This window comes from Nostoc piscinale CENA21, from assembly GCF_001298445.1.
Classification (GTDB): domain Bacteria; phylum Cyanobacteriota; class Cyanobacteriia; order Cyanobacteriales; family Nostocaceae; genus Nostoc_B; species Nostoc_B piscinale_A.
Map to the genome: position 1 here is coordinate 3671954 of NZ_CP012036.1, position 25080 is coordinate 3697033.

24 protein-coding genes, 1 tRNA gene and 2 pseudogenes are annotated in these 25080 nt (G+C 40.4%); 15 read left to right on the plus strand and 12 right to left on the minus strand.

The features are described 5' to 3' along the window. Positions 1–65: 65 nt before the first annotated feature. From ACX27_RS33915 to ACX27_RS15760, 3 genes are all read left to right on the plus strand, one after another. Positions 66–404, plus strand: a complete 339-nt coding sequence (locus ACX27_RS33915; RefSeq protein ID WP_235526230.1) for an NAD(P)-binding protein — start codon at positions 66–68, stop codon at positions 402–404. Beyond that, positions 364–1680, plus strand: coding sequence for a flavin monoamine oxidase family protein (locus ACX27_RS15755; RefSeq protein ID WP_235526231.1), 1317 nt, complete (start codon positions 364–366; stop codon positions 1678–1680). Before ACX27_RS33915 ends, ACX27_RS15755 begins: the two co-directional genes overlap by 41 nt. Before the next feature lie 202 nt (positions 1681–1882). Continuing rightward, entirely contained in the window at positions 1883–2263 is a 381-nt protein-coding gene (locus ACX27_RS15760; RefSeq protein WP_062294242.1) for a calcium-binding protein, read from the plus strand. Between the two features lie 19 nt (positions 2264–2282). Here ACX27_RS15760 and ACX27_RS15765 read toward each other — a convergent pair whose 3' ends face one another. Beyond that, positions 2283–2825: a sugar O-acetyltransferase gene (locus ACX27_RS15765; RefSeq protein WP_062294244.1), complete on the minus strand. Its 543-nt coding sequence runs from the start codon at positions 2823–2825 to the stop codon at positions 2283–2285. A gap of 204 nt (positions 2826–3029) precedes the next feature. Between ACX27_RS15765 and ACX27_RS15770 the strand changes: the two genes are divergently transcribed. After that, positions 3030–4211 carry a patatin-like phospholipase family protein gene (locus ACX27_RS15770; RefSeq protein WP_062294247.1) on the plus strand — a complete coding sequence of 394 codons (1182 nt, stop codon included), beginning with the start codon at positions 3030–3032 and terminating at the stop codon, positions 4209–4211. A 5-nt stretch (positions 4212–4216) separates the two neighbouring features. Here the strand turns inward: ACX27_RS15770 and ACX27_RS15775 are convergent, their stop codons facing one another. The 7 genes and pseudogenes from ACX27_RS15775 to ACX27_RS15800 all read right to left on the minus strand — a co-directional run bounded on the left by ACX27_RS15775 (position 4217) and on the right by ACX27_RS15800 (position 9566). Then, positions 4217–4741, minus strand: coding sequence for a pentapeptide repeat-containing protein (locus ACX27_RS15775; RefSeq protein WP_062294249.1), 525 nt, complete (start codon positions 4739–4741; stop codon positions 4217–4219). A 45-nt stretch (positions 4742–4786) separates the two neighbouring features. Then, a pseudogene (locus ACX27_RS35765) lies at positions 4787–4966 on the minus strand (pentapeptide repeat-containing protein); the annotation flags it as partial. Beyond that, positions 4881–5132: a hypothetical protein gene (locus ACX27_RS15780; protein ID WP_062294251.1), complete on the minus strand. Its 252-nt coding sequence runs from the start codon at positions 5130–5132 to the stop codon at positions 4881–4883. The gene ACX27_RS15780 and the pseudogene ACX27_RS35765, both read right to left, overlap by 86 nt. A gap of 73 nt (positions 5133–5205) precedes the next feature. Continuing rightward, positions 5206–5511, minus strand: coding sequence for a hypothetical protein (locus tag ACX27_RS15785; RefSeq protein WP_062294254.1), 306 nt, complete (start codon positions 5509–5511; stop codon positions 5206–5208). Between the two features lie 205 nt (positions 5512–5716). Next, positions 5717–6934 (minus strand): M20 family metallopeptidase, encoded by a 1218-nt coding sequence (locus ACX27_RS15790; RefSeq protein ID WP_062294257.1) that lies wholly within the window; start codon positions 6932–6934, stop codon positions 5717–5719. Between the two features lie 61 nt (positions 6935–6995). Then, positions 6996–7673, minus strand: coding sequence for a dethiobiotin synthase (bioD, locus tag ACX27_RS15795; RefSeq protein WP_062294260.1), 678 nt, complete (start codon positions 7671–7673; stop codon positions 6996–6998). Between the two features lie 204 nt (positions 7674–7877). Beyond that, positions 7878–9566, minus strand: a complete 1689-nt coding sequence (locus ACX27_RS15800; protein ID WP_062294262.1) for a serine/threonine-protein kinase — start codon at positions 9564–9566, stop codon at positions 7878–7880. A gap of 852 nt (positions 9567–10418) precedes the next feature. Here ACX27_RS15800 and ACX27_RS15810 point away from each other — a divergent pair. The 7 genes and pseudogenes from ACX27_RS15810 (at position 10419) to ACX27_RS15840 (ending at position 16985) form a co-directional block, all read left to right on the plus strand. Then, positions 10419–11435 carry a ribose-phosphate pyrophosphokinase gene (locus ACX27_RS15810; RefSeq protein WP_062294265.1) on the plus strand — a complete coding sequence of 339 codons (1017 nt, stop codon included), beginning with the start codon at positions 10419–10421 and terminating at the stop codon, positions 11433–11435. A gap of 193 nt (positions 11436–11628) precedes the next feature. Continuing rightward, on the plus strand, positions 11629–12204 hold the full coding sequence (locus tag ACX27_RS15815; RefSeq protein ID WP_062294267.1) for a Uma2 family endonuclease: 576 nt from the start codon (positions 11629–11631) through the stop codon (positions 12202–12204). Positions 12205–12238: 34 nt separating this feature from the next. Next, positions 12239–12809: pseudogene (locus tag ACX27_RS15820) on the plus strand (Uma2 family endonuclease). A gap of 51 nt (positions 12810–12860) precedes the next feature. Next, a complete protein-coding gene (locus tag ACX27_RS15825; RefSeq protein ID WP_062294269.1) occupies positions 12861–13346 on the plus strand; it encodes a hypothetical protein in 486 nt (161 codons plus the stop codon). 325 nt (positions 13347–13671) lie between these two features. Next, positions 13672–15462 carry a translational GTPase TypA gene (typA, locus tag ACX27_RS15830; protein WP_062294271.1) on the plus strand — a complete coding sequence of 597 codons (1791 nt, stop codon included), beginning with the start codon at positions 13672–13674 and terminating at the stop codon, positions 15460–15462. 163 nt (positions 15463–15625) lie between these two features. Then, positions 15626–16249 carry a hypothetical protein gene (locus ACX27_RS15835; RefSeq protein ID WP_062294273.1) on the plus strand — a complete coding sequence of 208 codons (624 nt, stop codon included), beginning with the start codon at positions 15626–15628 and terminating at the stop codon, positions 16247–16249. A gap of 7 nt (positions 16250–16256) precedes the next feature. Continuing rightward, a complete protein-coding gene (locus ACX27_RS15840; protein ID WP_062294275.1) occupies positions 16257–16985 on the plus strand; it encodes a hypothetical protein in 729 nt (242 codons plus the stop codon). 112 nt (positions 16986–17097) lie between these two features. On the opposite strand, the gene ACX27_RS15845 is transcribed toward ACX27_RS15840, so the two are convergent. After that, the gene (locus tag ACX27_RS15845; protein ID WP_062294276.1) at positions 17098–17541 is read right to left on the minus strand and encodes a DUF29 domain-containing protein; all 444 of its coding nucleotides are present in this window, start codon (positions 17539–17541) and stop codon (positions 17098–17100) included. A gap of 357 nt (positions 17542–17898) precedes the next feature. Here ACX27_RS15845 and ACX27_RS15850 point away from each other — a divergent pair, with 357 nt between their 5' ends. After that, positions 17899–18543: a Uma2 family endonuclease gene (locus tag ACX27_RS15850; RefSeq protein ID WP_062294278.1), complete on the plus strand. Its 645-nt coding sequence runs from the start codon at positions 17899–17901 to the stop codon at positions 18541–18543. A 141-nt stretch (positions 18544–18684) separates the two neighbouring features. Here the strand turns inward: ACX27_RS15850 and ACX27_RS15855 are convergent, their stop codons facing one another. After that, a complete protein-coding gene (locus ACX27_RS15855) occupies positions 18685–20121 on the minus strand; it encodes a hypothetical protein (RefSeq protein ID WP_062294280.1) in 1437 nt (478 codons plus the stop codon). A 547-nt stretch (positions 20122–20668) separates the two neighbouring features. Here ACX27_RS15855 and ACX27_RS15860 point away from each other — a divergent pair. Both ACX27_RS15860 and ACX27_RS15865 read left to right on the plus strand, forming a co-directional pair. Then, on the plus strand, positions 20669–21364 hold the full coding sequence (locus ACX27_RS15860) for an esterase/lipase family protein (RefSeq protein ID WP_062294282.1): 696 nt from the start codon (positions 20669–20671) through the stop codon (positions 21362–21364). Between the two features lie 98 nt (positions 21365–21462). Continuing rightward, entirely contained in the window at positions 21463–22098 is a 636-nt protein-coding gene (locus ACX27_RS15865; protein ID WP_062294284.1) for a cytochrome b N-terminal domain-containing protein, read from the plus strand. Here ACX27_RS15865 and ACX27_RS15870 read toward each other — a convergent pair. Next, positions 22065–23987 carry a cation:proton antiporter gene (locus ACX27_RS15870; RefSeq protein WP_062294286.1) on the minus strand — a complete coding sequence of 641 codons (1923 nt, stop codon included), beginning with the start codon at positions 23985–23987 and terminating at the stop codon, positions 22065–22067. The genes ACX27_RS15865 and ACX27_RS15870 overlap by 34 nt on opposite strands. A gap of 348 nt (positions 23988–24335) precedes the next feature. Here ACX27_RS15870 and ACX27_RS15880 point away from each other — a divergent pair. After that, positions 24336–24408, plus strand: a tRNA-Glu gene (locus tag ACX27_RS15880). 81 nt (positions 24409–24489) lie between these two features. Here ACX27_RS15880 and ACX27_RS15885 read toward each other — a convergent pair. Next, entirely contained in the window at positions 24490–25077 is a 588-nt protein-coding gene (locus ACX27_RS15885) for an SRPBCC family protein (protein WP_062294291.1), read from the minus strand. Between the last annotated feature and the right edge of the window lie 3 nt (positions 25078–25080).

Consider the following 25080-nt stretch of genomic DNA (forward strand, 5'->3'; position numbering starts at 1 on the left):
AACTATACTGGGTAACGGTTAATCACAAAACACAGTAAAAAATTTACAAAACCCAATACAGATTTATGAGTCATTCACAACTGTTTCACAAACTAGCCAATACATTTCGGATTATCCGCTATTGTCAACAGCGTAATATCTCGACTAGCCAAGGTTTAGAAGAAATTTCGACTATTCAGAAAATGATGTCAGTACGCAAAACTAAACGCCGAGAATTTCTCGCAGATATGGGAAAATTCACCCTGATCGGTGGTGCAATGGGTATAAGTACTGGTTATGCTCATCGTACCTTAGCAGCACCATCTTCAACTGATGCCAAAATAGCCATTATTGGTGGTGGGTTAGCAGGTTTAGCTTGTGCTTATGAACTGCAAAAAAAAAGGCATTTTTGCTACTGTTTATGAAGCTAGTCAACGCATTGGTGGACGTTGTTATTCTCTAGAAGGTTTTTTTCCTGGACAAGTTGCAGAAAGAGGTGGCGAGTTCATCGATAATCTGCATAAAACTATGCTGGGATATGTGAAAGAATTTAAGCTAGAAGTAGAAGATTTATCTAAAGAATCTGGAGAAGTTTTTTATTACTTCAATAGTCAACGTTATTCTGAGTCGCTTGTAGTTGAAGAATTTCGAGATTTTGTAGCGGCGATGCAAGCTGATTTACGCAATATTCAAGAACCGACTGCGAATAATTTTACAGAAGTAGAACGCCGCCTTGATTTTACCAATTTGCAAGATTATCTTGATAGTCGTCGGGCGGGAAAGTTAATTAAACAAGTGATTAAATCTGCCTACACTGGTGAATATGGACGAGAAATTTCCGAACAAAGTTGTCTGAGTTTTTTGTTATTTGCCCATGCAGATAAACGCTCAAAATTTCAGCCATTTGGTGTGTTTAGTGATGAGCGATATCATGTCATTGGGGGTAATCAAAAAATTGTTAAAGCTTTAGAAACAAAATTGCAAGGACAAATTAAACCTGGTAAAAAACTTCTAGCCGCGAGAAAAGATAGTTTAGGGAAAATTGAATTATTCTTTGAAAACAGTGCAAGTGAAAAATTTGACGCAGTTGTTTTTGCAATCCCATTCTCAACTTTACGCGCAGTCGATTTAACAGGATTGCACCTTCCTCAATGGAAAATCAGTGCTATTAATAATTTTGTTTACGGCACAAACTCAAAACTAATGGTCGGCTTTAATAGCCGTCCTTGGGTGAATTTTGGTAGTAATGGTACAGCTTATGCTAATCTCCCTTTTATTCAAGGAACTTGGGAGACAAATTATAGCCAAGCAACTAATTTTCGCGGAGTTTTGACAGATTACACTGGTGGTAATTTAGGTGCAAGCCTCAATCCTAAATCTCTTCAGCAAGATACGGCAAATTTTTTGAGTAACTTAAAATTTATCTTTCCAGGTGCAGATATTACAGCCGCCAAAGTTAAAAGCAACCAGTATTTAGCTTATCTGGAAAATTGGTCGTTAAACTCACTCACTCAAGGCAGTTATACTTGTAATCAACCTGGGTATTTTACTAACATTGCTGGTAATGAAGGTACCTCAGTAGATAACATTTATTTTGCTGGTGAACATACTAACTCATTTTATGAGTGGCAAGGTTTTATGGAAGGTGCTGCAATTTCTGGAGTTGTTGCAGCTAAACAAATTTATCAGACTTTTAAATAAGCGATCGCTCCAATTTGATTCCTTACCAACTTACAGCAAGATGTCTAAGCAACATTACTTTGGTTCTAAAAAATACTAGCTTTATACTAAGCACTTAGTAGATAGCACTTGACTCTGTGAAACAGTGACAAAAAAATTGACAGTCAATAGCTAAAGCGGTATACCATATCAAGGTGCAATATACGCAAGTTTTTTTATTCTTATGTCTAGTGTTGAACGCGACGAAACCAGAGAAAATCGCATCGCCACAGAAATCATTGCAGATGCGGAAGATAAAGAAGACCGGGCAATGGGTTGGTATTATTACCTAGAAGAAGCCTTGAATTGTCCGTTTATGGCTAAATGGGCGAAAAAATCCCGCAAAACCTCGGCAATAGAGGAAAAAACTGTTGAGGTGCTGGGAATGGCCCCTGATGATGAATGTTTAAAAGATATGTATGTGGAAGTAGCTGACCTTAATGGTAAGGAAGATGATGTCTATTCGGCAAAATTATCAGACATCAAGCCTATTGATGCCGATGATAACACTGAGCAAGCGATCGCAGATTGGCACTATTGGCTGGCTAGAGGCTACAAATTTTAGAATATCGCTATGTAGCTCCTTAATTATCTGATAAATAGCGAATAATTCGACAGGGGTTTCCAGCCGCGACGACATTTGCAGGTATATCTTTCACCACTACACTACCAGCACCAATTGTTGTGTTGTCGCCAATTGTTACCCCTGGACAAATAATCGCATTTCCACCTATCCAAACATTGTTACCGATTTTTACTGGTGCAGCTAATTCTTGACCCGTCAGCCGAATTTCTGGTTCTACGGGATGATATGCAGCGTAAATCTGCACATAGGGCGCACACAAAACATTATTACCAATTTCAACTATATTGCAGTCTAAAATTACACAGCCGTAATTCATATATAATTTATGTCCAGCATAAATATTACTGCCATAATCGCAATGAAATGGTGGCACAATGGTAGTTTTTTCTCCTACCTTGGCAAATAATTCTTGTAGTATTTGTTGTCTTTGCTCTTGCTGTTCAGAAATAGTACTGTTATACCTTTGTAAAAGCAGACTTGCTCGTCTATTCTCCGCAACTAATTCTGGATCTTCTGCTAGATATAGCTCGCCAGCTAACATTTTTTTGTTTTTCGGTTTTTTTTCATAGATTTTTATTTGATAAAATAAATTAAGAATTGAGATTCCCCCAATTAAATTAAAATAATTTTTGATGTTAAATGTGAAGCAAATAAGTTTTCAAACATTTATAATTTATATTTTTAATATCAAATTTGTCTAGACTTAATGAACTGAGCAAAAATACTAAAAAGAATTCGGAGGAATATGCCTTTTCGGATTTTAAGCTTGGATGGTGGCGGCATTAGGGGAATTATGGCTGCAACAATGTTGAAGGCAATTGAGCAGCAAATTAATAAACCTTTACACGAGTATTTTAACTTAATCGCAGGCACTTCTACAGGGTCAATTTTAGCAGCAGCGATCGCCACAGGTAAAAAAAGTCAAACTATCATTGATTTGTATCAACAAAAAAGCTCAAGAATCTTTCCTTACACAAGTCTTTTTTCTGCCCAGAGGATTCCACTCATCCTGAAATATGGTTTATCTGCACCTAAGTTTTCTGATAGTGGTTTAATTCAAGTTCTCAAAGAAAGCTTAGGTGAAACAAAATTATTTGATGTTAAAGAGCCAAAGTTATTAATTACTTCTTATGACACCATTTCTAGAGAGCCAATAATATTTAAAAGTTGGCGAAAAGATAAGGATTATGATAATGTGCCTTTATGGGAACTCTGCGTTTGTTCTGCCTCTGCTCCTACTTATTTTCCTGCCCATAAATTAGATAGAATAATCAGAGGCCCAGTGGTACAAGCTACAGCAAATAGTGTTTTTATAGATGGTGCTGCTGCCCATTCAGAAAATATTTATAACAATACCCAAATCACCATTACGGATGGTGTAGGCAAAGGTCAAACTCGCACTATCACAAAATATAAAGGTTATACAAGAGAAGCCTTGTTAGATTCTCCTTGGGAAACCGTACCAGATAATACGGCTAGCTATTCTATTAAATGTATCTATTCAGCCATTGATGGTGGTGTAGCAGCCAATAACCCATCAGCTTGTGCTGTAGCGGAAGCTTTAAGATTAGGCAATAGACTAGAAGATATTACCATTCTTTCGATAGGTACAGGCGATCGCACACGCATCATCCCATTTAAAAAAGCTGAGGGTTGGGGTTTGTTACAATGGGCGCAGCCAATCATTGGTATATTATTTGATGCTTCATCTAGTGTGCATGAGTACATTACAGAACAAGTAGTTCTAGATAACCAAATTTTACGCTTGCAGTTTAAGCTAGACCGAGAACTAACTGGTAAGCCATTGAGTGATGATATTGATGATGTGAGTGCTGAAAATCTGGATAATTTAGTCAACGCCGCCAATGCGTATCTTCAGCAGCCATCAATACAAACTAAATTGCAGGCATTTTTAAGCATTAACTAAGAATGTTATTGCCAATGTTTGGGATATTCAAGGTAGTCTGGCAGAATAGTGGTGCGATCGCCAAATGCCATTTCAATCTGATATATTTCTAGATTTTGAACTCCTGTTAAATCCGCTCCTTGAAGTTTCGCGTATACGAGAGATGTCCTTTGCAGGTTAGCTGTGCGGAGGTCTGCATTTTTCAAGTTTGCTTCATAAAGGTCTGCATTTTGCATATCGGCCCTTTGGAGATTTGCTCCTTGTAGATTAGTATTCCTGAGTTGAGCTTCTTGTAAGTTAATATCAGAAAGATTGGCCAATAATAGATTCGCTTTATTGAGAATTATTCTTTGCATATTGGCTCTAGAAAGGTTCGCCTCTTGTAGTTCTGCTTTTTCCAGTTCTGCTCCGTGGAGGTCTGCTCCTTGTAGGTTACTTCTAGAAAAATATGTATATTTCAAGTTTGCTTCAAAGAGGACAGCATCTTGTAAATTCGCTTCACAGAAGTATGTATATTGCAAGTCAGCATTAATAAAGATTGCGCCTTGCAATTTGGCATGATTAAAGCATGAAATTTGAAGTTTAGCTCCGGAAAAATCAACTTCTTGCCAATTAGATTTAGTGAGATTAGCTCCTCGGATATCTATATTATTTAAATCAAGCTTTTGTTTTTTTGAATCATTATCACAATTACGCCTTCCAATAATAGTCAGTGCTGCTTGAATATCCGTACGAATTTTTTTGTATTTGTCGTGTATTTTCAGTGTTTTGATTATTCATCCAATAAGTTACTAACTGCTGTGTATTATCTATATTCTCCTCTTCCAGTTTTCTAGGCGCATTCTCTCTTACAAAAGCCGTCAGAACTTCCATTATTGTCCAGTGGTCTTTTGCAGAATCTTTAGCAATTCTTTCTAACGTATAAATTGCACCTAACCGCACTTCAATTTTTTCGCTTCCAAGCTGTTCAATGGCTTTCGCAAAACGTTCTGTAATTTGTTTATCTTGTGCAGCTTCAGCATTTTTTTAAGGCAGCTTTGGCACTTTCATTAGCAGCCATAGCACTTTTGTCCATAGCTTCCCAACGTTTAGCTGCATAGTAAGCATTTATTAATACTGCCAATCCACCAAATATCGTTCCAATAGTTGTTAGAACTTTAGCTCCATAATCTATTCTATTGGAGGCTTCCAAACCCTTAGCATTAAAAAATGCAAAGTCAGAAAATAAAAATAACCAAACAACACCCATTACAGTCAGGATGAATATAAATGCTAGAATTATTAGCCAGTACTTAAGGGTGTCTGTATTGTTTTCAGACATAGATAATTCAATATTTTGGCGCTGCTGATGATATTAGCAAAAGCTCACGCAAAGCCGCAAAATACAGCCTCGGAATAAATTCCGAGTCTCATAGCGCAAGTCCTCTAAAAAGGACTCGATGAAAAATACAGTCCACTTGAGTGGACTTTGGCTATTAGCCTGGAACTTTAGTTCTAGGCGGGATATGGTTTCAACAGAAAAATTTTCAACTAAAAAACTTTTCCACGCAACGGATGAATATTTCCACACCCATTGGTAAGACTGTTTCATCAAAGTCAAATCGCGGATGATGATGAGGATAAGCTAAATCTTTTTCTGGATTAGCAGAACCAAGGAAGAAGTAACAGCCGGGAACTTCTTGTAAGAAGAAAGACATATCTTCGCCGCCCATTGTTTGGCATTCTGGCACAATTCCGACAGGCGTTTCTACCACTTCTTCAGCAATCGCTCGCACTAATTCTGCAATCCCCGCATCGTTAATGACTGGGGGATACAAACTCCAATATTCTAAGTCATAGTTTGCGCCATGACTCTGACAAATTCCGGCAATGATTTGCTCGATGCGCTGTTTAAAAAAGCCTGCAAATTCGGGGTTAAAATACCGCACTGTGCCTTTCATATTTGCAGTATCAGCAATGACATTATGTGCTGTACCTGCGTGCAGTGCGCCGACAGTCACCACTGCGGAATCGATGGGGTTAACATTTCTGGCGACAATGGTTTGTAGGGCGTTGACAATCTGCGCTGCAACGACAATCGAATCAACTGTTTGATGGGGAATTGCACCATGTCCACCTTTGCCTAAAATTGTGCAGTTGAATAACTCCACCGCCGCCATCAACGCACCAGCACGAACACCGACAGTTCCCAAGGGGAGATTATTCCACAGGTGTAAACCAATAATGGCATCGACATCAGGGTTTTTTAGTACTCCAGCCGCAATCATGGGTTCTGCACCTCCCGGCCCTTCTTCGGCTGGCTGGAAGATGATTTTCACAGTCCCCGCAAAGTCTTCTCGATGCTGCTGGAGATAGTATGCTGTACCTAGTGCGATCGCTGTATGTCCATCATGTCCACAAGCGTGCATAATGCCATCATGCTGCGATCGATAGGGTACTTCGTTCAATTCTTGAATGGGCAAAGCGTCCATATCTGCCCGAATTGCTAGTACTTTCTCAGTGCTGAGTTTAGTACCTTTAATGGTGGCGACAATACCAGTCTTCGCAATACCAGTTTGATGTTCAATTCCCCACGCTTCCAACTTACTAGCAACAAACTCAGCCGTTAGTTTTTCTTGAAAGCCTAATTCTGGTTGTTGATGTAGTCGCCGCCGCCACTCTACTAATTGTGGTTGCAATGTGCGAATAGAAAGTCGCACACGGGATAAATCAACAGAATAGGAACTGGGGAATGTGGAAACCATTGTGACAACAAACTGCTAGAAGACGGCTGAGGTTTGGTTATGTTCTCAGTTTAATATTTCCTTAAAGATTTAGTGCTTCTAAATCTAAATTAGATGCTGCTTGGGCAAGTTGATCTAAATTTGTTGGGTTATCAAAATAAGGTAAGCAACCCAAAACCGGGATGTGTGTAAATGATTCAATGACTTCTTTTGGTGTCCAGTCGGTAATCTCTGCATCAGTACGCGGTTGAATGCAGTTCAGTACAATACCTATGAGATTCACCCGTGACTGTCTAGCTAAAGCCACATTCGCCACAGCTTGAGATATTGCGCCTAACCTAACAGGGACGACTAAGACTGTAGGTAAACGCCATTCGCCAGCAATATCAGCCACCGTCAACTCGTTAGTGACTGGTGAACCCAACCCACCAGCAGATTCTACCAAGAGAAATTCATAGCGCGATCGCAACTCACACAATGTTTTCCACACCGCAGCTAAATCAACTGGGCGATTTTCTCTAGCGGCGGCGATGGGTGGTGCTAAAGGCGCTTGAAAATACAAAGGCGTAATTTCTTCCGGGGATTGTTCTAGTTTAAACAGATTTTGATACCACTCGCGATCGCCAATTCCCGATTGTATTGGCTTCATAATTCCCCAGTGACGCTGCGGATAATATTTTTGCCAATAAGCGGCTAATGCTGTCGTTAAAACAGTTTTACCAGCTTCAGTGTCAGTTCCAGTAATTAATAGTGTGTTCAACAATCTGCTTTCAAAATATCTAATCTAGTCAAGAGCATTATAGATGAGGAAATTTTGCAAGGGAATCTCAACCAGAGAAACTTCCCTCCTAGCTTGAAAGTGCTGAGTGCTGAGTGCTGAGTAAAAATGTTAGTCCCACTTCCATGCTTGGCGATGAAACAAGTTTCATCGGGACTACCTTCGTCCTCCTGCCTTCTGCCTCCATCAAGGAGTATTTGGTAATTCAGGCGTTGGTTGAGGTGTACCATCTACAGCCGGGTTATTGTTACTGTCTGTAGGAATGGTGGGTGTGGGTGTAAACGCTGGCGGAAATGTTGGTGTGAGCGTTGGCGTTGGTGTTGGTGTTGGTGTGGGCGTTAGGGTTGGTGTTGGTGTCTGTGTTGCTGTTGGCGTTGGCTGGAGTGGATTTTCTAACGCCACCCTGAGATTATAATCACTTTCACTAACTCCAGAATCTAGTGTTAACTGGACAGTATATCTACCATTTCTTGGCAATATTCCCGTATAAGAATTCACTTGTTGGGCGCTACTGTCAAGCACTTGGCGATTCGGAGCTAAAACAGTCAAAGTAATTCCTGTACCTTGTTCTAATACCGTAGTTAATTTTGCTCCAGCTTGCCCAAAAAATGTATATTCCATCACTTGACCAGCTTTCAGCGAATTTTCGACTGTCGCGGTGTTTGATGCGTCCAATCTCAGGCGCTTACTAGTAACAGTTGGTTCTGTATTAGTGGGTGTCGCTGTTCCGAATGGTGTACCGCCAGAAATCACAGGTGAAGGAAAAGTCTGGGGTGCAGGCGGTGTTGTTTCTGGCTGTGTATTAGACTGACTGCGGATTGAACTCACCAACGCCCAAGAACCCACACCCGCTAAAATAACTACCGCACTCCCAATTGCACCCAAAGCTAACGGGTTATCTAACACCGAGTTAGCACGGCTAGGGGGAATTGCTGGGTCTGGTCGATTAGATGGCTGCGGTGGAATTGCATCGGGACGACGACCGACAGCAATTGTTTGCACATTTGTTACTTCTGGCGATGTGGCTACACCGGGTTGTTCAACAAATTGTAATGCTTGAACTACCTCGGTCGCACTTTGATAGCGATCGCTAGGACTAGGGTGTAACATCCGATTAATTACCTGAGCAAATTGCGGACTGACTCTCACCAATCTTTGCCAAGTCCAGGTAAGTTGAGTTTCATCAAACAACTCAGATGGTTCTTTACCTGTTAGTAAAACTATCGCTGTCACCGCTAACGCATATAAATCACTGCTGGGGTAGGCGCGTCCAGTTTGCATTTGTTCGCTAGGCGAGTAACCTAATTTACCCACACTAGTAACATTGATATTAGTATCAGCCGTTTGCAAGCGTGTTGCAATTTCTTTGACGACACCAAAATCAATTAATACTGGCAAGCGATCGCTATCGCGGAAAATAATATTTTCCGGAGAAATATCACGGTGGATAATGCCGCGACCATGAATGTGGTCTAATACAGGTAAGAGCGATCGCATCAACTGTAATACATCTGCTTCACTGAAAGTTTGACCTACAGATTGTTTCTCAGTTAGTAAAGCTCGATAAGTTTTACCTGCAACATAATCTTCCACCAAAAATAAACGGTGGTCTTGCTCAAATCTTTCCCGGAATTTTGGTACTTGTGGGTGTTCAATCTGATATAAAATCGTAGCTTCCCGTTGAAAAAGTTCTTGGGCTTTTTCCCAAGCACCAGCCCCAGCTGCGATCGGAATTAATTCTTTAATCGCACACAATTCATTAAAGCGACGCTGATCTTCGGCTAAATAAGTTCTACCAAATCCTCCTTGTCCCAGGATTTGAATGATCCGATAACGGTTTTGTAAGACAGTACCAATTGAAATTGGGGGTTGCATAAATAAATTCAAATTTAATCATAACTAATAAGACCGCCCTTACAAAGCTGAGTCTGGAGGACACAATACATAAAATTGACTCAAAATTCTGCTTTGTGGGATAGTGTCAGGGTTTGAGGATTCTGCACCTTCCACCCCTAAATTTTTTACCCTCATACACATCAAATTGTTAACCCATCACTCCTACCTTGGATTTTTCATTTTCATACGTCAGTTACACGACAAATACCTGCGGCGATATTCTACCCTAAGAAAAGCAATAATCCCATTCAGATTTCCAATTGATTACCAAAACCACAGAAAAAATTGCCCAAATTGCAACAGAGAAATCATCAACTCCCCTTGATGCTGCTTCGGACTAACATCCCAAAAGCAAAATCCGGGTTTTTTAGTTTTCCGGCTAATTTTCCAGATTTGAAAATTTTTGTCCAATTTATAATCCAAAAATTGAGTTTGTCAGTTTATAATTTTGTAGCTGGTATCATAAAATATTCTTCTACCCCAGAAGAATTTAATTTTGGGTATTTCTACTGTCTGAGTTCCAGTTCTACTTCATTTAAGCTGAAAAGAGTTGGTCTCAGTAATCAATACAGTTGGTAGAATCATTACTCTGCCAGACTAATCTAGAGGAAATTTGAGTTGTTGAGAACAACTCAACAAAGGGGCTAACTAACACACTATATGTCAGTTACGAATTCGATGGTTTGTTTACCACTAAAAACTGAAAAATGGATTGATGGTAGCTCTATTGAGAAATGTTTAAAGTTTGTATGAAAGCTTAAATAAAGCTCACAGATGTTTATTTAGCCTATTCCGGTTAAATCTGGTAAATATCTAAATGATAATCTCGCCATGAATGCACTTCGAGGATCTGCTGTGCTCAGTTCTGCCGCTTTTAAGGTGCAGCCAGCTGCAACAGGACTAACCGACAACCATCGCCTGCGGCTATTTTCTGGCTCTGCCAATATACAATTGTCTCAAGAAGTCGCTCGTTACCTGGGGATGGACTTGGGGCCAATGATTCGCAAACGGTTTGCGGATGGAGAACTTTATGTTCAAATCCAAGAATCAATCCGGGGTTGTGATGTCTATTTAATCCAGCCATCTTGTCAACCAGTTAATGATCACTTAATGGAATTACTGATTATGATTGATGCCTGTCGTCGGGCTTCAGCCAGACAGGTAACAGCAGTTCTTCCATATTATGGTTACGCTCGCGCCGATCGCAAAACCGCAGGACGAGAGTCAATCACAGCCAAACTGGTTGCTAACCTGATTACCCAAGCAGGTGCAGATCGTGTCCTGGCAATGGATCTGCACGCCGCCCAAATTCAAGGTTACTTCGATATACCCTTTGATCATGTTTACGGTTCGCCAGTCATACTCGATTATCTGACCAGCAAACAACTGCATGATCTGGTAGTTGTTTCTCCTGATGTCGGTGGTGTAGCACGGGCGAGAGCATTTGCCAAAAAACTCAATGATGCTCCTCTTGCCATTATTGACAAACGCCGTCAAGCTCATAATGTAGCGGAAGTCTTGAACGTCATCGGCGATGTCAAAGGCAAAACAGCCGTGTTGGTAGACGATATGATTGACACAGGCGGCACCATTGCCGAAGGCGCGAGATTGCTGCGTGAAGAAGGAGCGCGTCAGGTATATGCCTGTGCTACTCATGCAGTTTTCTCCCCCCCAGCAATTGAACGGTTATCAAGCGGCTTGTTTGAAGAAGTCATCGTCACAAACACGATACCCCTCCCCGAAGACAAACGCTTTCCGCAATTAGTAGTGCTTTCCGTGGCAAATCTTTTAGGAGAAACCATCTGGCGGATTCACGAAGATACCTCTGTAAGTAGTATGTTCCGTTAGCCAAAAAAAGACTGTTATTCAAGTTACAGTCTGGCGTAAATAAACATTAAATTTTGAAGTATGAAGCCAAGAAATTTTTCTCCTTCGTGCTTCAATTTTATTTTTATGGCATTTTACAAACCGCTCTAGGCAAATATTTCACAGAGGAAAAGCCTAAAATTGAAGTGTTCACCCAGCTTGGCATAGCATCTTTATGAACAGCGAAAAAGTAACAGTGCAGCCTTGGTACACTGTCACTGATGAAGAACTAATGCTGATGAGTTCGCAAAATCCAGAACTGCGGTTTGAACGTAACGCTGATGGAACTTTAGAAACTATGCCACCAACTGGGGGAATTTCGGGAAATAGAGAGGCGAAAGCGGTTGCTTATTTACTGGCTTGGGTAGAAAGTCAAGATTTAGGGGAAGTGTTTGGGCCAAGCACAGGTTTTAAATTAGCAAATACAGCTGTGAAATCACCTGATGCTGCTTTCGTTGCGAAAGGACGCTTACCGGAGAATTGGGATCAGCAAGAAGATGCGTTTATTAACCTAGCACCAGACTTTGTCATCGAAATTCGTTCTAAAAATGACAGCCTGCCAAAACTCAAAGCGAAGATGGCAGAATATATAGCCAATGGTGTGCAGTTAGGCTGGTTAATTGACCGGCAAAATCAGCAAGCTTTTGTTTATCGTCGTGATGGTTCCATTACCCAGTACCCAGCGACAGCAATTTTAAATGGTGAAGATGTTGTCCCAGGATTTACCCTAGCTTTGGCAAAATTATTGTGATTACATGGTTTGGAATTGGACAGAGAGTAATCTGATGTCGCTATCAACTCAAATATTTTCCAACATTTCCCTAGAAGAATTTCTCAACTTACCAGAAACTAAACCAGCTAGTGAATATATTGACGGACGCATCTACCAAAAACCTATGCCCCAAGGAAAACATAGTATTCTGCAAACTCGGTTATCAACTAAATATTAATCAGGTTGGTGAGACTCAACAAAAAGCTTTAGCCTTAACCGAATTACGTTGCACATTTGGGGAACGTTCCTTAGTTCCAGACATTGCTGTTTTTGAATGGTCACGCGTCCCAACCGATGAAGCCGGAGAAATTGCCAATAAATTTGAAAGCTACCCAGATTGGACTATTGAAATCCTATCACTTGATCAATCCCCTAACAGAGTAATTAATAAAATTATTTTCTGTATTAACCACGAGACTAAATTAGGTTGGTTTATTGACCCTAATGATAAATCAGTGATGGTATTTCAACCGAACAAATTGCCAGAAGTGAAATATGATGCGGATATTTTACCTGTCCTGGATGTGTTAGGTGATTGGCAGGTACAAGCAGCAGATATTTTTAGTTTTTTAAAAGTGAAATAATTTAGGCGATCGCATATATGCTGATTTACTCAATTCCCATAATAGTTCCAAATGAAACCGAGTTTAAAACACTACGCTGATTACTTGCGGATGGCTTTTGAGTTAAATCTTTGTTCTCTCGCAGAAATCATTGACTGGGCAGATAAACTAATTACAGACAATGAACATCCTGGAAATTGGATGATTGAGCTATCAACAAGTGCAGGTAAACATCCATTAGATGTGATTAGCCTGCTGTATTTGATTCCAGGCGAACCAGATTTAGACATATCCTTGAAATTGTTAATTGCTAAATTGGGTCAAATTTATCCCATACTTTTGCCTGATAATGGTCGTTTTGCCAAACCTGAACACAGTAAATTATTGCGATCGCTCTATCACTTAATTTTTGATCATAGCTCTTGTGACAAACTAAGAGGTGCTATTTATCAGATTGATCTGGATCTTGACTATGTGGAGCAAGGTTATGGAGACTGGTCAGTGATTCAGCAGGACTATGGAGAATTACTCGCAACTAGTTGTGATTATCAACAATGAGTTGGTTTCTCATAACATAAAATACTGACATAAATAAATACAAAAACCATATTTTTAGACAACACAATCTCAAGACTCACAGTAACCTCATCTCAGAGATTACACTTAAACAAGCGTGAATTATTTATAAATTTTTAGCTTATATTTTAAACTTGCTAAATTTTTCTTCAGCACTATCTATAAAATGCCTTGTAATTGTGTCAATTACGCTAGAATTGTTAAAGGTTCTTTACAGAGTTTGCAGAACACCCCCAATTCTGTTAAAACAGCCTAGCACACTTAAATTTAAGTCTAAAAACCTCTCTAGAGTTCAAAGTAAGCTTCTATGACGCTCCCAATTCGTAACGTCGCCATTATCGCCCACGTAGACCACGGCAAAACCACCTTGGTTGATGCACTCCTGAGACAGTCCGGCATTTTCCGAGAAGGTGAAGACGTTCCGGATTGCGTTATGGACTCCAATGACCTAGAACGGGAACGTGGAATTACGATTCTGGCTAAGAATACAGCCGTTCGCTACAAAGATACACTCATCAATATTATTGATACTCCCGGACACGCTGACTTCGGTGGCGAAGTTGAACGGGTACTGGGTATGGTTGATGGTTGCATCCTGATTGTTGATGCTAACGAAGGCCCTATGCCACAAACACGTTTTGTGTTGAAAAAGGCATTGGAAAAAGGACTACGCCCAATTGTTGTAGTTAACAAAATCGATCGCCCCCAAGCAGAACCCCACGGTGCAATTGATAAAGTATTGGATCTGTTCTTGGAATTAGGCGCAGATGATGACCAGTGCGACTTCCCTTATCTATTCGCTTCTGGTTTATCTGGTTATGCAAAAGAAACCTTGGAAGAAGAACCCAAGGATATGCAGCCATTATTTGATGCTATCTTGCGTCACGTTCCACCACCAGTAGGCGATGCAACCAAGCCTCTGCAATTGCAAGTCACAACCCTAGATTATTCTGAATATCTGGGACGGATTGTGATTGGCAGAATCCACAACGGTACAATTCGTGGTGGTCAGCAAGCAGCGTTAGTTACAGAAACAGGCGCAATTGTTAAAGCAAAAATTAGCAAGTTGCTAGGTTTTGAAGGCTTGAAGCGGGTGGAATTAGAAGAAGCTTCCGCAGGACATATTGTGGCGGTTGCTGGTTTTGCTGATGCAAACATCGGGGAAACAATTACCGACCCCAACGAACCCCAAGCATTACCACTAATTAAAGTCGATGAACCCACCTTACAGATGACCTTCTGGGTGAACGATTCACCTTTTGCTGGTCAAGAAGGTAAGTTGGTAACATCAAGACAAGTACGCGATCGCCTGTTCCGCGAACTAGAAACCAACGTTGCATTACGTGTGGAAGAAACCGACTCTCCCGATAAATTCCTGGTTTCCGGTCGTGGTGAATTGCACTTGGGTATCTTAATCGAAACCATGCGCCGTGAAGGTTATGAGTTCCAAGTATCTCAGCCACAAGTAATTTACCGCGAAGTTAACGGTCAACCTTGCGAACCTTATGAATTGTTGGTGTTAGACGTTCCTTCTGATGCAGTTGGTAGCTGTATTGAACGTCTGGGACAACGCAAAGGCGAAATGCAAGATATGCAACCCGGTGTTAGCAACCGTACCCAACTGGAGTTCGTCATTCCCGCCCGTGGTTTGATTGGTTTCCGTGGTGAATTCATGCGGATGACCCGTGGTGAAGGCATCATGAACCACAGTTTCTTAGATTATCGTCCTATCTGTGGTGAAATTGAAGCCCGTAACAAAGGCGTGTTGATTGCTTTTGAAGAAGGCGTTTCCACCTTCTACGCTATGAAGAACGCCGAAGATAGAGGCTCATTCTTTATCACTCCTGGTACTAAAGTCTATAAGGGCATGATTGTCGGTGAACACAACCGTCCCCAAGACTTAGACCTGAATGTCTGCAAAACCAAGCAGCTAACCAACCACCGTGCTGCGGGTGGTGATGAACTAGTTCAATTGCAAGCACCAATCGACATGAGTTTAGAGCGTGCATTGGAGTACATCGGCCCCGATGAGTTGGTGGAAGTTACACCCCAATCTATTCGCCTACGGAAGATGGCGAAGAAATTAGCGAAACGGTAAGAAAATTGATCTAATGGATTCAAAAAGCCCGCATGAGCGGGCTTTTCTATTTATTGCTTTCTTGAGTAGCAAGACACTATTCAAAAAAATCAAGATAATCTTAATCATGGCTTGACTAAACTTGAAGCTATACTGATTAGCTATAGTTTTTTCACTAAGAAAAATGGCCAATAAAGCGGGACGCGGACGCATCCGTGTATTTTTTGCAGAGGTTGAGGGTGACGACGCAACTATTCAGGAAGGTTTACAAGCAATAAATGTAGCAGCTAACAAAATTTTTCAGTCTCCTGCAAAAACCATAAAAATTTTATCGTCCTCTACACTTCCTATTGATGAAGATGAGCTTCTTGAAGAGGTTGATTCAGAAGATGAAGAAGAAGATGTAAGTGTCCCTGTTTCTGGAAACTCGAAACAAAAGCAGAGTTCCTATAAACCACCAACAATGACAATTGTTAAGGAGCTAAATTTACGGCCACAAGGCAAACTATCGTGGCGAGACTTCTATGCACAGAAACAGCCGACTACTCAAGAACATATAATTACTGTAGCTGTGTACTACTTAAAACGCATTCTAGAAATCGATAAACTAACTCCACAGCATGTTTTTACTTGCTTTAAAGATGCAAATATTCGCACACCCAAGAATATACCTCAAGCTATGCGGGATATTGCCAAGCGAAAAGGATGGCTTGATACTTCAGAGCGAGGTCATGTCAAAATTACGAATCATGGTGAAAACTTCGTAGAACATGACTTACCCCTATCTCAAGGATCAACCAAGAAGTAAGCTATAAATGGAATTAGAGGAATTTTGTATTCGATTAAATCAGATTAATCTGTCAAATGCTGAACGAGCATTAGCAATTTTATGGCTGTATGATTGTGAAACACCAAATGTGCAGATGACAGCTAACCAATTGGCTCGAACTATTTATAAAACTGGGCTGGGAAATCCTAATCCAAGCAAGCTTGGGGATCTGATTGCACAAACTAAACTTGCTTTAAAAGGCAAGTCAGGTTTTCATCTTAAGCCAACAGCGAGAAATATGATCAAAGATTGGCTTAAACCAATATTTGAAGGTTCTTTAGCTGATGTTGATTTAGAACACGGGTACTTACCTGAAGCAATATGGAAAAATACGAGAGGCTATGTAGAGAAAATTGCGCTCCAGGTGAACGGATGCTTTCAATATGGTTTTTATGACGGTGCATCCGTCCTTCTTCGTAGATTAGTTGAAACACTTTTAATCGAGTGTTATGAACATGAAAATGTTCAAGTACGTATTAGTGATTCCGATGGGAATTATTTTATGCTGTCAAAGATCATTGCGGATGCTGTCGATAAAAATGGACTGTCTTTAGGTCGTGAAACAAAGAATGTTTTACATGATTTGAAAGCAATAGGTGATCGAGCAGCACATAACAGGCGATACAATGCTGTCCGTGCTGACTTAGAAAGAATTCAATTAGGAGTTAGATTGGTAGTAGATGAATTAATTCAATTAGCAGAGTTGAGACGATAGGAGAAATAGTATGTTTCTATAGATAGAAACACTACTTGACAGCAAAAAGAACAAAAGTTTTTGGCAGGTGTGGAGATAGAAAGCAATCACTCTTGCCATAAACTGATTAAAATCAAGGCAAATAATTGTCATCCAATAATTGTGCAAGGGTGTAAGGGCATTTTTCGGGAAAAATCGTTAAACTAGTTTTAACTTGGACAAAATCAACTGCACTTTGATAAATATTTTCTAAATCATCCTGTAATTTATTACTTAAATTAGTTGTTAGATGATTATTTAAGTCATATCTAAAAGTTTTAATTTCTCCAAGCCAATGACGATAATTTCTCTCATATTCAGTTTGCCAATATTGCAGTAATAATATATGAATAATAATTTGCCGTAACAGACTTTTGACTTTGGCTAAATCTCTTTTGCCCAAGCTAATTAATTCCTCAATTAAATTTTCTACATCTAGTTGGTCAAACTGTTTTTGTTTTAATAATTTAATAGTTTCTTCTAGCCATACACTATCATCTGTTTCATAAAGTTGTTTTAAGTTGGTAGTAATTGTCATACTTTCACCTTCTACTAACTATTCATAATTTAATCTTACAGAATCAAAAAGTTATGGATGTACCCCATTAAAATAGAAATAAATTGTTAAGTTATTTACACACAAGCTAAGAATGATATCTCTTTAGAAGAAATTATTACAGAAAGCGATCGCTCATAACTGCTCCGAGCGTCAGCATATACTCAAAAGTAAACAGTAGCTGACATTTTCATACTGTTGGAATAGGCGATCGCTAATTAGCAGGTCACAAACCACAATGCAGGCAAGCTGTATGCCAAACCACTGAACAACGCATCGTCCATAATGGTAAGCATAGCAGCATAATGCTGTGTAACTTAGCTACAAGGAGCAAAAAATATGTTGCTGGAGTTAAAACGTATCTATGTACCGCCAGGACAAAGGGTGTTATTGCAAGATGTCACTTGGCAAGAATTAGAAACAATTATTGAAGAGTTAGGCGAACATCGTGCAGCGCGAATTGCTTATGATCAGGGAATATTAGAAATTATGGCTCCATTGCCAGAACATGAAGACAATAAAGAAATTATCAGTGATTTAGTCAAAGCACTTTTAGAAGAGCTAGATATTGAATTTAGATGTCTGGGTTCTACTACCTTCAAAAATGAATTTATGGCTCAAGGTATAGAACCCGACCAATGTTTTTATATTAAAAATGAAGCTGCAATTCGTGGTAAAAAGCGGATAGATTTAACAGTTGATCCACCTCCTGACTTGGCTTTGGAAATTGATATTACTTCCCGTACCCATCCTGATATTTATCAGGCTTTAAAAGTGCCAGAGTTGTGGCGTTTTGAAAAAGGCACGTTGAAAATTAACGTTTTACAAGATGGGAATTATGTAGAGTCTAAATCAAGTTTAAGTTTTCCCGATTTACCATTGATTGAACTGATTCCTCAATATCTGGAACAAAGTAAAATCTTAGGTAGAAATGCAACACTGAAGGCGTTTCGGAGTTGGATAAGAGAATATTTATCTAAGTAGCGATCGCTTTTTTGAGATAACAGGACTTACGCAAAAAAATTGTAGGCTACTCTAAAGCCTGAGTTTTTCGTTTCTTGGCGTTAGGCTCTGTTCCTTAAACATACAATTTAGAGCGATCGCTATCCCACGCACTTAGCAATTTTATTTTTCTGAATTAGAATTTTCTCTTTTTTCCCTGACATTACGTAACTTTTGAATTAGTTCAGGATCAGGTTCTTGAGAAGAAGATAATTGATTTCTATTAGTTATAGATGTTGATGGTGTTGGCTTAAGGTTATCAGCTGCTGGTGTAATCAATGGTTTAGCCGTTACTTCTGGATTAGGCTTGAGTTGGCTGCTATTACCTGCGGGAATAATTATTGGCTGACTACCTGTTGCTGGTTGAGTGGTAACTGATGGTGTCTGTTGTGAACTATCTCCAGCAGTTTTGCTACCATCTTGGAAACGTAGGTTAAATGGATAACGGCTAATTGTTTTCTCACCCTTTAAAGACTTGGCATTAAAATATTGTCTGGCTTTTAATTGCAGTGCTGGAGAAAGCAATTTATCTTGGAATTTGATATCCAATACTTTGCCATCAGGATCTACTACTAAAACCCCTAAGACTGTACCTTCGACACCTGCTTTACTCACAGCAACTGTATCCCGAATCACTGGTTTTTCTTCTGAATTAGGGTATTGCTGTTGCAGTGCTTTTCGCAGTTCTTCGTAAGACTGAACTTGGGCTATTAGTGTTTGATTGGGAGCTTTTGTCTGTAAGCTGGGTGTGTTGATTGGTTTTAAATTGGGGAGACTTGCTGTTGACGTTGTATTCTCACCAGTCTTGGGAGTTTGATTGATGACAGTTCTCGAAGTTGGGTTGGGATTAGTCGCTACATTATTCTCAGGCTCAGGCTGTACAGGTTGGGGAGTAACTTTGTTATTTGCAGTTGTCACACTTGAGCTATAGGCCGGATTTGGAATTGGGCTATTTAGTATTTCCGGCGGTATTTGTGCTGGAGGTAAATCTGGTAATTTGTCTACTGGAAGCGGTTGCGATTTTTCTGGAATGACTGGCTTGTCATCAAAATTAGGAATTGCAGCAGTAAATTTTTGGTTTCCAGCTTTAAAACCGGAGTCAAAGCGATAATTTTGTCTGGGAAATTGTATAGACTGCCTATTAGGTAATGAAGAGATACGGTAGTTATTAGAAGTGGTTGGTAAGGATGGTATGACTGACTGTGTATAACCAGATGGTGGTAGGGGAGGAATTACAGTCGTTTGCCCACCAAAGTTAGGCGGAAGTGCTTGTGGTTGCAGTGCTAGTTGCTGTTGCTGTGACAATATTGGTAATTTTGGTTGCACAGCAAATTGAGATGTACCGGGAGTTTGGGGTAAACGATTTTGATCAGCTTGGCTTAACTCCAAAATACCCACTGATTTTGATGATGCTGTATCTTTGGGTTTACTAGGATCTACTGGCATTAATGGCACAATCAGTGCAATAGCACCATGAATGCCAACGGAAGCTAAAGCGGCGATTCCCGTTGGCTGGCTTAAAATTTCTGGTATATTTTTTAGCAGGGAGACGTAAGACATAGCTGTTATCGTTCACTCGGCTCAGTTACAGTTTATTCGCAAAGCAATATTATCTGGGTGATACAAAATGCGCCCTTCTAAAAAAGAATCACTTCTTAGATACAATTTAAAACGACAAAATCGAGATTTTTTGTCAAGGTTCCATTTTTTAATGACGCAATTTTATTTTTTTTGGTTACAGATGCAGAACAGAATGTTAATTAAATAGTTATCACTTCACTAATTTCTATCTTGCGTATAGATTTACGCAGTCCAAACTGACAATTACAGTAATTGGCAGTGAAAATCTACGCATCAGTCTAGAGGTATATCAATCTAAAATCTACCCGACTCAACTAGCAAGATAAATGTTATTTAGTTAGTTGAGATTTGGCAGTAGACAGTTAGTTAATTGTATGCTAAAAGGCTCATCCAGATGACATGGTATCACATCAGTTAGTTTTTAATTGTAGTTAGGTTTGCTGTTTTGCTAATAGATAGGGATTCCTAATTACTGTTATTTTAATGACATCATATTTAATTATAAAATTTGGATTTTCATGACAAAATGCCCTTACCTACAGTTATTGTGCCTGGATATTTAGAAAGTGCGATCGCCTACCTCAGACTAGAAACATCCCTGACACAGTTGGGGTTTCCCACAGTTACAGTACCACTAAGACGGCGCGATTGGCTCCCGACTGTTGGCGGTAGGCCTGTGACACCAATTTTGCAAAAGCTTGACCTGACTGTTAAACAAATATTGCAGCAATATCAATCCCAGCAAGTCAACCTAATTGGACATTCAGCTGGCGGTTGGATTTCCCGGATTTATTTAGGAGAAAAACCTTACACTCCTCGCAATCAAACTCATCCATCCGTTTGGAATGCTCATCCTTTCGTCGCCTCCCTCATCACTTTAGGTACACCTCATATCAGCCAAGAACACTGGACACGTTGGAATTTAGACTTTGTAACTAACAACTATCCCGGCGCATTTTATCAAAATGTCCGTTATGTCTGTGTGGCTGGCAAAACTATTTTCGGCGCAAGGCGACCTGGTAGTTGGTTAGCTTATAGCAGTTACAAATTAACTTGCGGCCAAGGTAATACCTGGGGAGATGGTATCACCCCGATCGCATCTGCACATCTGGAAGGAGCCGAGAACCCGATTATAGAAGGCGTAAGACACTCACCCAGAAGTCCGGGAATTTGGTATGGCTCCCCCGAAGCACTAAAAATTTGGGTAAAATATTTGCTTTAGAAATACACATATCTTTGAGAAATGCAAAAAATAGTTAGATTAATTATGTAAAATGTAATAAAAATATAAATTTTTCCAAAAAACAGGAGGGGTGAACCATGCAAAGCACCCAGTTCGAGAGAATTTTGCGACGACTTGCAACGATATTATCAGTCGTAATTCTGACCCTGTGCTTGATTTATACCACAACTGGCATTTTGCTGTCTTTTTATTACGAACCAACAGCTGGTGGTGCTTATAATTCTTTGAAAATGATTAATACTCAAGTGCCTTATGGCTGGCTGTTTTACCGAACCCACGAAATCGCAGGTAACGGTTTAATAGCGATCGCCTTAATGCAGATTGTTGTCATGTTTTTAGGCAGACAATTTAGCCAGAGTTGGCTAGTTGCTTGGGTCAGTGGTATTTTACTTACATTGAGTGCGATCGGGCTGGATTGGACAGCCATGCTCCTCGATTGGACACAAGAAGGTTACTGGCGGTTCAGCATTGAATTGGGAACCATCGAAGCCATTCCCTTGATTGGAGAGCAATTGCGAAATATTTTGACTGGTGGTGGAGCGATTAACACTCTCACCGTTCAACATCTTTACGCCATCCACAGTTATCTAGTGGCGGCGGCTACCTTAATTTTGGCTGTGGTGCATTTACTGGCACTTGTGTGGCAAGAACAGCAAACTTATACAGCAGAAACTTTCAATCAACTGCCCGAAACTTCACTAGTAGAAAGTTGAGCCAAAGTTGGTAAAGCAACTTCTTCTAATTCTGGTAACTTTTCTACAGCCAATGGTGTAGATTGGCTTGCACCAGACAAGCGTTTTAACAAATTTGGTCTGGGGTCGTGCAGTAAATAGATAATGCGATCGCCTATTTCCCAGTCGTGATTAGCTGGCATAACTTGGAGACGTTCTTCTCGTTCTAACAGCAGCGGTAGCAACACCCCAGTCCGAATTTTTTCTTGGATGCGTTCTTGTTGACTGTCAAAATCTGCTGCATCCAAAGTGATTGTCCCTAACTTCACACGTCCATCATTCAAGTACTCATTCCAAGCCTTAATTGTTAGTTCAGTTACAAAAGCTTGATTCACCGTTTTTTGATTTCCGCCATTACTCGCCTGGGGATCACGTGGAAATACAGCTAACACCCGTGGAGGGTTAAATTCTTCCGCAGCCCGTTGCGCCAGTACGAAATTTACCTCCCCGTTACTCGTCATTGCCAAAAAAGTCCCCATCGAAGCGAGTCCAGCTTCTTCCAAAACTCCCGTATCTAGTGCGCTACTTGCAATCACACGAATATTCTGCTCGGCGGCTTTTTCACAACGTTCCGGGTCAGTGTCAATCATCACCACAGACTCTTCTCGTTCTTGAAAGAAGCGAGCAATTAACAAACTCAAAGGATTACAGCCAACAATTACCACTCCAGTCGCATCTTTCGAGGTGATTTGTAATAACTGGGCAATTCCGCCAGCCGTTAACCCCTGGCAAACCACAGTCAAGATGATGGTCAAAAATACTAAAGCCTTAATCGCATCACCACCGTTGATGCCATGCTGTGTTAGTAAAATTGCAAATAACGAAGCCACAGAAGCCGAAACAATGCCTCTCGGAGCCACCCAGCTTAAAAATAATTTCTGTCGCCAGTTGAGGTTACTGTTCCAAGTACAAGCCAGGATATTAATTGGCCTTACCACAAACATCAGTACTAAAACAGTTAATACACTACCCCAACCTAGCGCAAACACACTGGCGATCGATAAATCCGCCGCTAACAAAATAAACAGTACGGAAACACTGAGAATTGTTAATTGACCTTTAAAGCTACGTAACAGACGTTCTTCTGGTACAGAAGAATTGGCAAACACCGCACCTGCAACTACCGTTGTCATCACACCCGATTCACTGCGAATTGTCTGGGCTAGGGAAAATAGACCCCACAGGATTGCCAAAACTACCAGATTTTTCAACTCAAACGACAGCAAACTAGCACGTTTGAAAACCAAACTCATCAGGTAGCCGCCAACTGCCCCAATTGCTGCACCTACTCCCAAACGCATCAATAAACCCACAATGGCATTCACTGGGTCAGCATCACCATTGACAATCGTATCTAAGACCACGAATGCCAAAATCGCACCTACAGGGTCAATTAAAACCCCTTCTCCTTCTAGTAGCGTTGCGACTTGCCGATCTACATTAATTTGTTTGAGCAGTGGCCCAACTACAGTTGGCCCCGTAACCACAACTATAGAAGCATAAAGAAAAGCAATATTCCAAGGAAATTCCCCCAGCCAATGGGCTGCCATACTACCGCCCAGGAGGGTAATTAGTGTTCCTAGGGTGACGAGTAATTGCAGGCTGACTGAAACTCTGCCTAACTCTCGTAAATCTAAATTCAGTCCACCTTCAAATAGGATGATTGCCGTTGCTAAGGACACAATTACTTCTAGTCCTGTACCCAGCAGATGCGGGTGCAGCAGTCCCAACCCATCAGAACCAAGGATAATACCCAAGAAGAGCAATAGCACAATGCTAGGTACACGCAAGTATGCAGCTATCACTTGGGCACTAATACCTGCTACAACAGCGATCGCCATTTGTAAGGTGATTTCAAGAGATGCTTCCATGTTGTGGATTTTGAGCAATTGATTTCAAAATCTCTTGTAAAGAAGTGTAAAAACTACTTCTCCAGAGTATCGCATTAGATCCTTTGTACCTGATTAACTTTTGATTTTGTTTCATACTTGGTTTTGTACGATACTCTATTGTCCTCTAGTTGCCAAAAAAGTGGTAGTTCATGGTCAAGAGTCAATAGTAATTTGTCCTTGATTAATTTTCTTCTACTCTTCTGCACCCTGATACCTTCTGCATCCTCTCTCCGCATCTTAGTTGATTTGCAACAAAAATTGTTTTTTTGCAAAAGCTGTTGACATCATTGAAAAAATTAGTTAATTTATAAAAGGTTTGATTGCGATGCCCCCATCGTCTAGAGGCCTAGGACACCTCCCTTTCACGGAGGCGACGGGGATTCGAATTCCCCTGGGGGTATTCAAAGCAGATTTAATATCCATATTCAAGGTCAAGTTTGCCTGTTTCAACCTAGTTAAATCAGGAAAACTTGACATCTTTTTATGCTAATTGTTCGACACGCTGATAGATTGCTAAAAGATTTAGCTGTAGATCCTTACTCAGCCGACGTTCAATAATAGTCACTGGCATAGTTAATTTGGGCCAGACTTGGATGGTGTAGCGAAGGTTAGTTCCAGTAATTCCATCTAGGGAAGTAGGTTCTAGGCTCCAATTACCAGAAAAGCCTTTAAAATCTCCCTCAACCATCGAAAAACTAATTTCTTTGGGAAAATGTTCTTCCAAGTCTAAAACCACACGGGCGCAAAAGTTGAAATTCAGTAACCGCTGAGAGCCTACTTGCTCCAGTCGAATACCACCGTTAGGATGTTCTAGTAAACGACTTTTAGCAAGATTAGGGATGAAGTTCACTAAAGCTTCGTAATCTGTCAATACTTGCCATATACGTTCCACAGGATGAGGAATCTGGATTTTGGCAGAAATTTGTCGTTGTCGCTCCGCTATTTTCTCGATTTGGACAACTACAGGGGGCAAATTAGCTGTATCAACAGCCAAATTGTCTTCTAGACTAGTGTCATCAATAGCGGCGGTGAAATCAAGTTTAGCTGTCAGGTTGTGTTGTTCAGTCACGGT

What these genes read in the sequence shown, in the direction of transcription:
- ACX27_RS15800 (WP_062294262.1), bottom strand. Translation starts at nt 9,566, where the DNA reads ATGCAACCCCCAATTTCAATTGGTACTGTCTTACAAAACCGTTATCGG.
- ACX27_RS15815 (WP_062294267.1), top strand. Translation starts at nt 11,629, where the DNA reads ATGAACAGCGAAAAAGTAACAGTGCAGCCTTGGTACACTGTCACTGAT.
- ACX27_RS15860 (WP_062294282.1), top strand. Translation starts at nt 20,669, where the DNA reads ATGCCCTTACCTACAGTTATTGTGCCTGGATATTTAGAAAGTGCGATC.
- ACX27_RS33915 (WP_235526230.1), top strand. Translation starts at nt 66, where the DNA reads ATGAGTCATTCACAACTGTTTCACAAACTAGCCAATACATTTCGGATT.
- ACX27_RS15760 (WP_062294242.1), top strand. Translation starts at nt 1,883, where the DNA reads ATGTCTAGTGTTGAACGCGACGAAACCAGAGAAAATCGCATCGCCACA.
- ACX27_RS15765 (WP_062294244.1), bottom strand. Translation starts at nt 2,825, where the DNA reads ATGTTAGCTGGCGAGCTATATCTAGCAGAAGATCCAGAATTAGTTGCG.
- ACX27_RS15810 (WP_062294265.1), top strand. Translation starts at nt 10,419, where the DNA reads ATGAATGCACTTCGAGGATCTGCTGTGCTCAGTTCTGCCGCTTTTAAG.
- ACX27_RS15845 (WP_062294276.1), bottom strand. Translation starts at nt 17,541, where the DNA reads ATGACAATTACTACCAACTTAAAACAACTTTATGAAACAGATGATAGT.
- ACX27_RS15855 (WP_062294280.1), bottom strand. Translation starts at nt 20,121, where the DNA reads ATGTCTTACGTCTCCCTGCTAAAAAATATACCAGAAATTTTAAGCCAG.
- ACX27_RS15785 (WP_062294254.1), bottom strand. Translation starts at nt 5,511, where the DNA reads ATGTCTGAAAACAATACAGACACCCTTAAGTACTGGCTAATAATTCTA.
- ACX27_RS15870 (WP_062294286.1), bottom strand. Translation starts at nt 23,987, where the DNA reads ATGGAAGCATCTCTTGAAATCACCTTACAAATGGCGATCGCTGTTGTA.
- ACX27_RS15835 (WP_062294273.1), top strand. Translation starts at nt 15,626, where the DNA reads ATGGCCAATAAAGCGGGACGCGGACGCATCCGTGTATTTTTTGCAGAG.
- ACX27_RS15840 (WP_062294275.1), top strand. Translation starts at nt 16,257, where the DNA reads ATGGAATTAGAGGAATTTTGTATTCGATTAAATCAGATTAATCTGTCA.
- typA (WP_062294271.1), top strand. Translation starts at nt 13,672, where the DNA reads ATGACGCTCCCAATTCGTAACGTCGCCATTATCGCCCACGTAGACCAC.
- ACX27_RS15770 (WP_062294247.1), top strand. Translation starts at nt 3,030, where the DNA reads ATGCCTTTTCGGATTTTAAGCTTGGATGGTGGCGGCATTAGGGGAATT.
- ACX27_RS15865 (WP_062294284.1), top strand. Translation starts at nt 21,463, where the DNA reads ATGCAAAGCACCCAGTTCGAGAGAATTTTGCGACGACTTGCAACGATA.
- ACX27_RS15825 (WP_062294269.1), top strand. Translation starts at nt 12,861, where the DNA reads ATGAAACCGAGTTTAAAACACTACGCTGATTACTTGCGGATGGCTTTT.
- ACX27_RS15850 (WP_062294278.1), top strand. Translation starts at nt 17,899, where the DNA reads ATGTTGCTGGAGTTAAAACGTATCTATGTACCGCCAGGACAAAGGGTG.
- ACX27_RS15755 (WP_235526231.1), top strand. Translation starts at nt 364, where the DNA reads ATGAACTGCAAAAAAAAAGGCATTTTTGCTACTGTTTATGAAGCTAGT.
- ACX27_RS15790 (WP_062294257.1), bottom strand. Translation starts at nt 6,934, where the DNA reads ATGGTTTCCACATTCCCCAGTTCCTATTCTGTTGATTTATCCCGTGTG.